The organism is Pseudomonas sp. B10(2017) (assembly GCF_002113295.1).
Taxonomy (GTDB): Bacteria; Pseudomonadota; Gammaproteobacteria; order Pseudomonadales; family Pseudomonadaceae; genus Aquipseudomonas; species Aquipseudomonas pudica.
The window spans coordinates 202,010-213,381 of the sequence record NZ_NEJU01000008.1 but is presented as its reverse complement, the minus strand read 5'-3'; the positions used below and the strand labels follow the sequence as shown (position 1 = coordinate 213,381).

The following is an 11,372-nucleotide window of genomic DNA, read 5'->3' as shown; positions in this document are numbered from 1 at the left end:
AAGGGGTGGGGCGAGTTCTCCCACGGTCTGTACTGCTGTGAACAGTCAGATTCGGCTTTTTCGTCCCACCACCCCTTCGAGTATCACCATACAAGCGGCCTTGCGTCGCGAAAGGGCCGCAAAGCGGCCCCCGGGTTTCAGTGGCACTGCAGGAATAGCTGGGGCTGCCTTGCAGCCCTTTCGCGACGCAAGGCCGCTCCCACAGGGAACGCGTCAACCAGCCAATTGAAGCGTCTACTTCATGAAGGTCAGGGCCAGGACACAAACCCCAGCCCTTCCCCCGTTACTCCACCATCACCTTGTCCCGGTTACGCTCCAGCAACGCATTACCAATCCCCTTGATCTCCAGCAGCTCATCCACCGAAGCAAACGGCCCATTGGCCTCCCGGTAGGCCACTATGGCCTCAGCCTTGGCCTTCCCTATCCCGTTCAGCTCCTTCTGCAAAGTAAGCGCATCAGCCGTGTTCAGGTCCAGCCGCTGCGGCTGCTGGGCCTGCTGCTGGGTTACCACCGGCACCGGCTCGGCCACCGCCGTGGTGCTGGCCGGGGCAGCGCTAAGGGAAAAGGACAGGCTGGCGAACAGCGGCAGCAGCAAGTACGACAGAACGTTGTTACGCATGGGGAATACTCCTGGGTTGGTCATTTTCCAGCAGCCGTTTTCCTTCGGCTGCGCAATCAACCCTAGCGGCTCTGCCATTTTGCAAAAAGGCTCTTGACCCGGTTAATCGTTACCGAATCCAACATTAAAAAAAGCAACTTCGCCCACCCAAAAAGCAATGGCATTACGCCATATTTCAGGATAAGTTCATGAAACAAAGGCGATAGCAAATCGCCGCTAGGTAAATTCCCGTTTAACCTAGGTTTCATTCAGACCAAAAGCTGTTGTTTTTCCCACAAGCCTTGCCGGACAAGGCCCCAGCCCATTCGTCGTATGTCTCGGCTGTATTGACTTTATTGGCATGATGCCTGAATAACATCAAACAATCGTTTTTTTTGATGCAACTTTCAAAAATAGGATCCAATCCCCCGATAGATAGGGGCAAATTCGGACGATCAGCGGAAAAAAACGTGCCACACGGGATGTCATCTTGATGACGAAATGATAAATTTGCGGTCATTGGACAACCGCTACGCTTGAAGGATCCGAGCCACATGAATTTTTCTTCACCACCTTCAAAGCCCCCCGTTCGCGCTTGCGTGTGTGGAGCCCCCTAGGCCACTCCCCCCGGCCGATTTGCGCAATACCTGTGATCTGCACCCCGTAAACACCAGATCCAATCGCCTTTACTCAATACACAGAAGACCGTCGCCGTGTCCCTCAAGACCCTCACCGTATTTGGCACCCGCCCAGAGGCCATCAAAATGGCCCCCCTGGCCCTCAACCTTGCCCAAGACGACCGTTTCGAGTCGCGTGTTTGCGTAACTGGCCAGCACCGCCAGATGCTCGACCAGGTACTGGAGCTGTTCGAGATCACGCCCGACTATGACTTGAACATCATGAAGCCTGGCCAGGACCTGACCGATGTGACCACAGCCATCCTGCAGGGTCTCAAGCCTGTGCTGGCCGAGTTCAAGCCCGACGTGGTACTGGTGCACGGCGACACCGCAACAACCCTGGCCACCAGCCTGGCCGCGTACTACCAGCAGATTCCGATTGCCCACGTGGAAGCCGGCCTGCGCACTGGCAACCTGTATTCGCCATGGCCGGAAGAAGGCAACCGCCGCCTGACCGGCGCGCTGGCCGCCCTGCACTTCGCGCCCACCTCCACCTCTCAGGACAACCTGCTGCGTGAAGGTACAGACGCCGCGACCATCTACACCACCGGCAACACCGTGATCGACGCGCTGCTGGAAGTGGTCCGCAAGCTGGAAAGCCCCGAGCTGAAAACCCAGTTCGAAAACCAGTTCAGCTTCCTGAACCCTGAGCGCCGCATGGTGCTGGTCACCGGCCACCGCCGCGAAAACTTTGGTGGCGGTTTCGAGCGCATCTGCCAGGCGCTGGTGCAAACCGCGCGTCAATTCCCTGACGTGGACATCGTCTACCCGGTACACCTCAACCCGAACGTGCGCGAACCTGTCAACCGTCTGCTGGCCGACGTCAACAACATTCACCTGATCGAGCCGCTGGATTACCTGCCGTTCGTTTACCTGATGACCCGCTCCTACCTGATCCTGACCGACTCCGGCGGCATCCAGGAAGAAGCCCCAGCGCTGGGCAAGCCGGTACTGGTCATGCGTGACACCACCGAGCGCCCGGAAGCCGTGGCCGCCGGTACCGTCAAGCTGGTGGGCACCGACGTGGAATCGATCACCGAAAACCTGGCGAAACTTCTGACCGACGATGCGACCTATCGCGAGATGAGCTTTGCCCACAACCCCTACGGCGATGGAAAAGCGTGCGCGCGAATCCTCGACGCACTTTCCAACTTCTCCCGTTCCAAGGAAGTAGCATGAGCTTCAACAAGATTTCCGTCGTAGGCCTGGGCTATATCGGGCTGCCAACCGCCGCCGTTTTCGCCGCTCGCAAGAAGCAGGTGATCGGCATCGATGTAAACCAGCACGCAGTCGATACCATCAATCGTGGTGAAATCCACATCGTCGAGCCTGAGCTGGACATGGTGGTACACGCTGCCGTGACCGAGGGCTTCCTGCGCGCCTCCACCGTTCCGGAAGCTGCCGACGCTTTCCTGATCGCCGTGCCAACCCCGTTCATGGATGACCACCAGCCGGACCTGAGCTACATCGAGTCCGCCAGCAAGGCCATCGCGCCCGTGCTGAAAAAAGGTGATCTGGTAATTCTGGAATCCACCTCCCCTGTCGGCGCCACCGAGCAGATGGCCTTCTGGCTGGCCCAGGCCCGCCCGGACCTGACCTTCCCGCAAACCCACGGTGAAGACTCCGATATCCGCGTTGCCCACTGCCCTGAGCGCGTGCTGCCAGGCCACGTGTTGCGCGAGCTGGTGGAAAACGACCGCATCATCGGCGGCATGACCAGGAAGTGCTCTGAAGCGGCCGTACGCCTGTACCGGACCTTCGTTGAAGGCGAGTGCATCGTCACCAACGCCCGCACCGCAGAAATGTGCAAGCTGACCGAAAACAGCTTCCGCGACGTGAACATTGCCTTCGCCAACGAACTGTCGATCATCTGCGACAAGCTGGACATCGACGTGTGGGAGCTGATTCGCCTGGCCAACCACCACCCGCGCGTCAACATTCTGCAGCCAGGCCCAGGCGTGGGCGGCCACTGCATTGCCGTCGACCCATGGTTCATCGTCAGCCAGACCCCAGAGCAGGCGCGCCTGATCCGCACCGCCCGCGTGGTCAACGACAGCAAGCCTGAGTGGGTGATCGACAAGGTCAAGATGGCCCTGGCCAACTTCCTGATCAAGAACCCGGGCAAGTCGGCCCAGCAAGTAAAAATCGCCTGCTACGGCCTGGCCTTCAAGGCCGACATCGACGACCTGCGCGAAAGCCCTGCCCTGAGCATTGCCGAGCGCCTGGGCAACGAGCTGGAAGCCACCTTGCAACTGGTCGAGCCGAACATCGAAGCCCTTCCACAGCGCCTGGCGCGCCATGAGCACGTGGACTTCGACTTTGCACAGGACAGCGCCGACATCCACGTACTGCTAGTGAAGCACCGCGAATTTCGCGGCACCTTCAACGTGCGCGACGCGGCATTCGTGATCGATGCCGCCGGCGTTACCCAGGCTTGATGGAGCAAACCGCATGAACAACCCCACGCTTGAGAAACCTACCGTGAACACAGAGCTGCCTTCACCTCTGGCCGATATTCATGACCGTGTGATGGAAGCCTATTACGGCAAGCTGGGGGAGCAGTTCATGCGGGAAACGCAGTCCCGCATCCATTGGATCTGCGCCCAGGTCAAAGGGCGCCGGATTCTGGATGTCGGCTGCTCGCAGGGCATCGTGCCCCTGCTGCTGGCACGTGAAGGCTGCCAGGTCACCGGTGTGGATACCAGCCCGCAGGCCATCTCAGAGGCCAAGGGCTACCTGTCTGCGGAACCGGCCCACATCCAGCAGAACGTCACGTATATAAATTCAGACTTCCTCGCGCTGGACACGCTCGAGGTTGAGCCGGAAACCATTGTCATCAGCGAAGTGCTCGAACACCTGGTGCGACCGGAGCTGTTCGTCGAAAAGGCCCACGACCTGCTCAAGCAGGGTGGCCGCCTGGTGATTACCGTACCGTTCGGGGTCAATGACTTCATTGACCACAAGCACACGTTCTACCTGATGGAACCGTTCCGGTTGCTGGCCGAGCACTTGCAGATTGTCGAAGTCAAGGTGCTCGGCAAGTGGCTGGGCATCGTAGCGGTGAAAAGCGAAACGCATAAACCAGGTGTAATCGACTCGCTGACAGTTGATCGGGTTCGTGATCTGGAAAAAGCATTCGAAGCCATTGAGCGCACGTTGCGTGGAAATCTCGGGGCCATCAGCAAGCGTCTGGATGAAGCGAACAAGAAGTACCGCAGCGCTACTGAGCAGATCGCCCAGCTCAAACCGGAAGCCCAAAAGGCTGATGCGCTTGCCAAACAGTTGCAAAACCGTGAAGCAGACATTGCCACGTTGCAAAAAACCAACCAGGAATGCCTCGACACCAAGGCTCAGATTGCTCATGAGCTTGATGAGGTCAAGCAGCGGCTGGTGGAAGCCAACAAAAAGTATCGTTTAGCTACCGAACAATATGGCCTGCTGGAACAGAAATTCGTGGCGGGTGAGGAGGCTCACACAAAAAGCCTCGCAGACGCGGAACAGCGATACGAGAAGCTCCAGAATCAGCACGCCGAAACACAAAGGCAATTGGCGGAGGCTTCTGAGGAACTGCGGGGGGCCGCAGAGAAGCAACTGGCGCAGGAAAAGCAGTTCAAGGCTGCAAACGATCAGTTGGCTCAGGCGCGGGAAGTCATTGATAGCCATATCGCCACCATCACCGACTTGCGCGCTCATCAAGCTGCGTTGGAAGCTCAACTGCAGTTGATGAACGACGCGCAAGCGCAGAGCCTGCGTGAGCATAGCGCCCAGGCAAGCTCCATCAATGCCTTGGTTGAACAACGTTCCCAGTTGGAAGAGCAGTTGCAGTTAATGAACGACGCTCAAGCACAAAGCCAGCGTGAGCTTAGCGCTCAGGCAAGCTCAATCAATGCCTTGGTTGAACAACGTTCCCAGTTGGAAGAGCAGTTGCAGTTAATGAACGACGCTCAAGCACAAAGCCAGCGTGAGCATAGCGCTCAGGCAAGCTCAATCAATGCCTTGGTTGAACAACGTTCCCAGTTGGAAGACCAGTTGCATAAGCTGACACTCGCCAAAAATGAATCTGAAGTAGCGCGAGCGGCTCTGGCAGAGACCGTTGAGTCGCTTGGCCAGGCCAAAGACATGCTTGAAGAGCAGCTGGTGCTTGAAAGCACCAGCCGCCAGGCAGCCGAGGCCAGCCTCGCTGCCACCAACGAACAATGGCAGAGTCTGCGCCAACAACTTGAATCTGAGATCAACTCGTCCAAGGCAGGCCTTGGCGCGGCAAACATGAAGTATCGCGCCCTGACAGGCGAACAAATCCCGCAGTTGAAGGCCAGCATCAGTCAATTGCTGGAACGCAGCGCCGCTCAGCAACGTAAGATCGACGAACTCAATGAAAACCTCGGTCGCGCTAACGCCCAGCGCAACCTGGCAGAGCAGCGCCTGGTGAAAACCCGCGCAAGCATGACCTATCAGCTTGGCTACCAGATCAAGAACAGCGCCACCTCACTGGGCGGCCTGGTCAAGCTGCCCGTACGCCTGCTGCGCCTGTACCGAAAAGCCAGCCAGCAACGCCAGCAAAACGAGCAGAAGCTGCTGGCCAACGAACCACGCAAGGCACTGCTGCCGCCGGCACCTGTGGTACAGGACGAGAACTACTTGAAACTGCCGGCGGCCCTGCCGACCAGCGAGCACAGCCGCACTACTCTGTTGCGCCAGGCTGATCAGCCTGTCAGTCGCCTGAAAGTGGCGTGCGTGATGGATGAGTTCACTTTCGGTTCCTACCGCTATGAATGCGACCTGATGCCGCTAACGCCAGCCAACTGGAAAGCAGAAATCGAAGCGTTTGGTCCAGAACTGCTGTTCATCGAGTCCGCCTGGCGCGGGAAGGATGACCTGTGGGGCAGCAAAGTTGGCCATAACGGCCAGGAACTGCAGGACATTCTGGCCTGGTGCCGTCAGAACAAGGTACCGACCGTTTTCTGGAACAAGGAAGACCCGGTTCACTTCGAAACCTTCCTGACCACTGCCAAGCAGTTCGACCACGTATTCACCACCGATATCGACTGCATTCACCGCTATAAAGGTGCGCTCGGTCACGACCGCGTCTACCTGTTGCCGTTCGCCTGCCAGCCAGCGCTGCATAACCCGATCGAGTTGTACGAGCGCAAAGACGCCTTCTGCTTCGCTGGCGCCTACTACGCGCGTTACCCGGAGCGTACCCGCGACCTGGGTAATTTCGTCTGCGAGTTGCCGAAGTTCCGTCCGCTGGAAATCTTCGATCGCAACTTCGGCAAGAACGACGTCAACTACCAGTTCCCCGCGGAATACCAACCGTACATCGTCGGTACCCTGCCCTTCGAGAAAATCGACACGGCTTACAAGGGCTATCGCTACGCGATCAACCTGAACTCGATCAAGCAATCTCAATCGATGTTTGCCCGTCGCGTCTTCGAATTGCTCGGCTGCAACACCCTTACCGTCAGCAACTTCTCTCGCGGCGTACGCCTGCTGTTCGGCGACCTGGTTGTTACCACCGACAACGGCGAAGAAATGCTCCGCCGTCTGCAACTGCTGGCGGAAGACCCGCTGAACGCTGACAAACTGCGGCTGGCTGCCCTGCGCAAAGTAATGCAGGAGCATACCTACACTCAGCGACTGGATTACGTGATGAGCAAGGTCACCGGTACAGCAAAGGCCCAGCGCCTGCCGGAGATTGTGGTCATCGGCGAAGCGCAAAACCGCGAGCAGTTCGATTTGTTGCGTGCCAACCTGGATCGCCAGACTTATAGCCAAGTACGAATGATCGTCATCAGCGATACCTACCAGAGCAGCATCGTCGGCGATGATCCACGCATCCAGGTGCTTAAGCCTGGCCAACTGAAAAAAACCTCGCTGGGTGACCTGGTTGGTAATGCACCTTGGATCGCCGCTTTTGTGCCTGGCGATTACTACGGCCCGAACTACCTGCTGGATCTGGCGCTAGCAACCCGCTACAGCCGCGCCCAAGTTGTCGGTAAAGCGGCCCACTTTACCTGCACAGGCCAAAGTGCTGAACTGCTTTCAAATGAACAAGCCTACCGCCCAACCCAGACACTGAGCGCTCGCCGCTCGCTGGTTGCGAGCGGGATCGTTGCCAACCAGCAACTGCGTAGCTGGCTGAAGAGTCTGCCGACACTGCAATACACTCATGAGCAAGGCTTGGCCATCGACCCGTTCAACTATTGTGAGAACGGTGCTGCACACCCGGAGAGCATCAGCGCCAAGGTTAACGACCTTGAGCTGAATCTCGGCATGACTATCGATCAACTGCAAGCGCGCGCACAATCCATTCCCCCGCTAGAGATCAACCATGACGCGCCGGAAATCACGGGGCGCGGTTTGGCTGAGATGTTTGGAATCATCCGCAACAAGTTCGTTGACCTGGTCGTTGATGGCGATACCTGGCGCGTGCAATCCAAGCTGGCAGATGGCAAGCATGAGTACATCTACGCACAGCAGGAAGTCCGTGTAGATGAACTGGGCTGTGAAGATGGCCGCCTCAAGCTGTTTGTCGACTGCACGCCTGGCCTGAACCTGCAGTTGGTCGTGCTGTTCCTGGATGCCGACAAGCAGCGCATCAGCCACGTGATGCAACCTGCCAATCGTAATCAAACTTCCGATATTCCACCGGAAGCTGCCTACATTCGCTTCGGTCTGCGTGCCTACTCTGCGGGTAGCACCGAACTGAAGGCACTGGTCTTGGGACACCGCAACCTACAGCCATCTGAGATGATGGGCCGTGGAGAGCACTTGCTGCTGACCAACCACTACCCAGCTTACGCAGACCTGTACCGCAACAAATTTGTACATAGTCGAGTGTCGGCTTATCAGCAACAAGGCGTCGAAGTAGATGTTTTCCGCCTGCGTGACAACGAGACCGTTAGCTATCACGAGTTCCAGAACATCGATGTGGTGACCGGTTGCCGCTCGACCTTGGCAAAAATGCTTGAAAAGAACAACTACAAATCAATTCTCGTTCATTTCTTGGACGAAAATATGTGGAGTGTGCTGCACCCGCATCTGAATTCCACCCAGATCACTGTATGGGTCCATGGTGCTGAAATCCAACCATGGTGGCGCCGCGAATACAATTTCAGTACCGACGAACAACTGCAGTTGGGCAAGCTCGCCAGCGACAAACGCATGAGCTTCTGGCGTGAAATACTGCAGCCAATGCATAAGAATCTGAAGCTGGTTTTCGTTTCCCGCTATTTTGCAGAAGAAGTCATGGAGGACCTCGGCTTCCGCCTACCAGAAGGCCAGTACGAGATTATCCACAACCCCATCAATACCGAAAATTTCAACTACGTTCAGAAAACAATAGAACAGCGCAAAAACGTACTATCTATCCGCCCGTATACGTCGCGGACATATGCGAATGATCTGACCGTCAAAGCCATTGAGCTTTTGGCCGAAAAACCATGGTTCAAGGACATGACGTTCCGACTCGTGGGCGACGGGCCGTTGTTTGAAGAGACTCTCGCACCGCTGCGTTCTTACTCAAATGTGCACATCGAGCGCCGCTTCCTCAATCACGGGGAAATCGCCGCGCTGCATAAAGAGCACGGAGTATTCCTGTGCCCGAGCCGTATGGATACCCAAGGCGTATCCCGAGACGAAGCCATGGCCTCCGGGCTTGTCCCTGTCACTACCGGTGTGGCGGCAATCCCTGAGTTCGTGGACAAGGAAAGTGGTTTTGTCGTCGAGCCAGAAAGCGCGGTGCAACTGGCCGAGGCTCTTGAACGCTTATACATGGATCAAGCGCTGTTCTCTACCCTGTCGCGCCAAGCCGCGGAGCGCGTGCGCGGCCAAAGCGACTGGAAAAAGATGGCCGCCCTTGAACTGAACACATTCCGAGACGTTTGAAGTAAATATGAGCAAGTCTTTGAAACATTATGTTTTCACCAACTTTGGCATCGGAATCAAGGACGAACTGTGGCTGTCGTATCGACTGGAGATTTTCACTAATACGGTCTTTCCATCCCTCGCCAACCAAAGCAACAGAGACTTTGAGTGGACCATCTTCATTGACGACGCTCTCCCTATCCTGCATCAAGCACGCCTGGAGGCTGCAATCATTGCATCCGGCTTGAACGCCAAGACGCTGAAGGTAAGCGACTATTCGCTAACCAGCAAAGAGGTGTCCAGGCTTCTAGCAAAAACTCACGAAGATATTGTGCTTACTTCGCGAATTGATGATGACGACTGCATTCATGAAGATGTAATCGCCACGATTCAACAGCATGCGCGCTCGAACGAGCACTCCGAAGAGATGTTACTGATTTCGCTGCACAACGGTTTGGAGTTCTTGCCGTCTGATGAGTGCTATCGCGCCGTCACCTATGACACTCTGGCCTTGGCGTTGACGCTCGTTGACAAAACTTGCGGAACCAAGACCCGGAGCATCACTCAGTATGCCCACCACTTGGTGGTAGATACGCTTAAACAGCAAGAAATCAACGCCAAGCACATCCTGCTGAAATCAAAGCAACCACTTTACACCTATACCAAACATCCTTTGAGTGACTCGTACTTCTTCGGTGCACGCGCACGGATTCTCGGCGACACAAACAAAACTAAAGGATTGAAAGAATCGCAACTGCGCTCATTCGGTTTGAACCAGCAGCGCCTGGATTTCCTGTCCGCGCTCCTCAAACAATCGCCGATAGGTATGCCGCATAAGTATCTTGAAAAACTTGGCAACGTGCGCAATCAGATCAAAGTCGAGCTCAACAAGGACACTGACCAGCCCAATGAATGCCTCGACGCCCTCATGGCACGGAAGGCAAAACTTGAACGCAAAGCTGTTCGACCGAACCCGGCAGGGCCACTTAAAGAGAAAATCCGAGTTGCAATCCTGGGATCCTGTGTCACTCGAGATCTGTTCGAGTTCCAGAAGAGCGCGCTCGGAGCGTTTGAAATCTGTTTCTATATGGCTCGCTCATCCGTCGTTTCCTGGATGGCACCGCCGTGCTTCGATCCAAAACTTGCTATAGACGCAAGCTCATTTGAAGGCAAGCGCTCTCACTGGGACCAGCACAAACTGCATTGGCAGCTTCTCGAGCAATCCCGTCCTGACATCGTGATCATTGATTTCATTGATGAACGGATTGGGATTGTTCAACACCTGAGCTCTCTCATGTCCGCCAGTGGGCCGTTGCTCAAAGCGTTGGAACGCAAAAGCATCCCTCATGAGATCAAGCGCCCTTGGAGTCCGGAAATAAAACAACTGCGAGAGTGGGCACTGCCTGCCTTCCTTGAGCGAGTCGCTAATATTTGCCCGAACATCTTCGTTCACAGAGCAGTATGGGCATACCAATACAAAACGGAATCAGGCCTTGAAAGTTTCAAGGGTGGTGAGTTTGAGAAGCTGATCGAATTGAACAACTCAGTCATCGACCCTCTGCTCGCAACGCTTGAAGACTCGGCAACGGCTGTCGAGCAGATCGGTGGTCTGGAAGCCGGGCTGGTCGCGGGCGGCGACCACAAGTGGGCTTTCTGCCCCTATCACTATGACAGTACCTACTACAAAACTGTTGCCAAGCAACTGCTTGCACGAATCATGAGTTAATCCGAAGGAACAATGGAAACATGAAAATCAAAACTGCTGCTTTGCTCTCCCTGCTCGCTCTCGTAATATCCGGCTGCGACCAGCAATCGGGTGAGTCCAACAAAGCTGATAATCAGGCAGCAGAGGCAGTGCGGCCTTCACAGCCTAAAGCCGAACTAAACCTTGCTGATGGCTCGATTCTGCTGCTGAGTGCAGAGCACATGAAATCCTACGCAAAGCCCAATAGCGCAGGGAAATTAAGCATGCATGAGTACAGCTACACTACCGCTGATAAGCTGGCGGAAAACGACGTGTACATGCAATTGCAAAATGCAGGTTTTACTCGAAAAGTAATCAGCAACGACAGTAGCCAGTTCAAAGTCCAGTACTACAAAAAGGACCTGCCGGTAATTGGCGGCATCTACACCACTGTTAACAATAAAAACATTGCCACCATCGCAACTCTTTACTGGCAAGAAAAATGATCCAGCAAGCGTCGATTAAGCCCATTGAACGAAACATTCGC

General features: G+C 55.7%; 6 protein-coding genes. 5 read left to right on the top strand and 1 reads right to left on the bottom strand.

Translation table 11 applies throughout. The features are described from left to right. Positions 1-283: 283 nt before the first annotated feature. On the bottom strand, positions 284-619 hold the full coding sequence (locus CAF92_RS12840) for a ComEA family DNA-binding protein (RefSeq protein WP_024086485.1): 336 nt from the start codon (positions 617-619) through the stop codon (positions 284-286). A gap of 692 nt (positions 620-1,311) precedes the next feature. Here CAF92_RS12840 and wecB point away from each other — a divergent pair. Genes wecB through CAF92_RS12815 form a run of 5 tightly spaced genes read left to right on the top strand, consistent with a single transcriptional unit; the run spans position 1,312 to position 11,331 of the window. Then, positions 1,312-2,454: a non-hydrolyzing UDP-N-acetylglucosamine 2-epimerase gene (gene wecB / locus CAF92_RS12835; RefSeq protein ID WP_085601049.1), complete on the top strand. Its 1,143-nt coding sequence runs from the start codon at positions 1,312-1,314 to the stop codon at positions 2,452-2,454. Then, on the top strand, positions 2,451-3,713 hold the full coding sequence (gene wecC / locus CAF92_RS12830) for a UDP-N-acetyl-D-mannosamine dehydrogenase (protein WP_085601048.1): 1,263 nt from the start codon (positions 2,451-2,453) through the stop codon (positions 3,711-3,713). Before wecB ends, wecC begins: the two co-directional genes overlap by 4 nt. A gap of 13 nt (positions 3,714-3,726) precedes the next feature. Further along, positions 3,727-9,162 (top strand): glycosyltransferase, encoded by a 5,436-nt coding sequence (locus CAF92_RS12825; RefSeq protein WP_085601047.1) that lies wholly within the window; start codon positions 3,727-3,729, stop codon positions 9,160-9,162. Between the two features lie 7 nt (positions 9,163-9,169). Beyond that, a complete protein-coding gene (locus CAF92_RS12820) occupies positions 9,170-10,867 on the top strand; it encodes a DUF6270 domain-containing protein (RefSeq protein WP_085601046.1) in 1,698 nt (565 codons plus the stop codon). 20 nt (positions 10,868-10,887) lie between these two features. After that, positions 10,888-11,331: a hypothetical protein gene (locus CAF92_RS12815; RefSeq protein ID WP_085601045.1), complete on the top strand. Its 444-nt coding sequence runs from the start codon at positions 10,888-10,890 to the stop codon at positions 11,329-11,331. Positions 11,332-11,372: the final 41 nt, after the last annotated feature.

What these genes read in the sequence shown, in the direction of transcription:
- CAF92_RS12840 (WP_024086485.1), bottom strand. Translation starts at nt 619, where the DNA reads ATGCGTAACAACGTTCTGTCGTACTTGCTGCTGCCGCTGTTCGCCAGC.
- wecC (WP_085601048.1), top strand. Translation starts at nt 2,451, where the DNA reads ATGAGCTTCAACAAGATTTCCGTCGTAGGCCTGGGCTATATCGGGCTG.
- CAF92_RS12825 (WP_085601047.1), top strand. Translation starts at nt 3,727, where the DNA reads ATGAACAACCCCACGCTTGAGAAACCTACCGTGAACACAGAGCTGCCT.
- CAF92_RS12820 (WP_085601046.1), top strand. Translation starts at nt 9,170, where the DNA reads ATGAGCAAGTCTTTGAAACATTATGTTTTCACCAACTTTGGCATCGGA.
- CAF92_RS12815 (WP_085601045.1), top strand. Translation starts at nt 10,888, where the DNA reads ATGAAAATCAAAACTGCTGCTTTGCTCTCCCTGCTCGCTCTCGTAATA.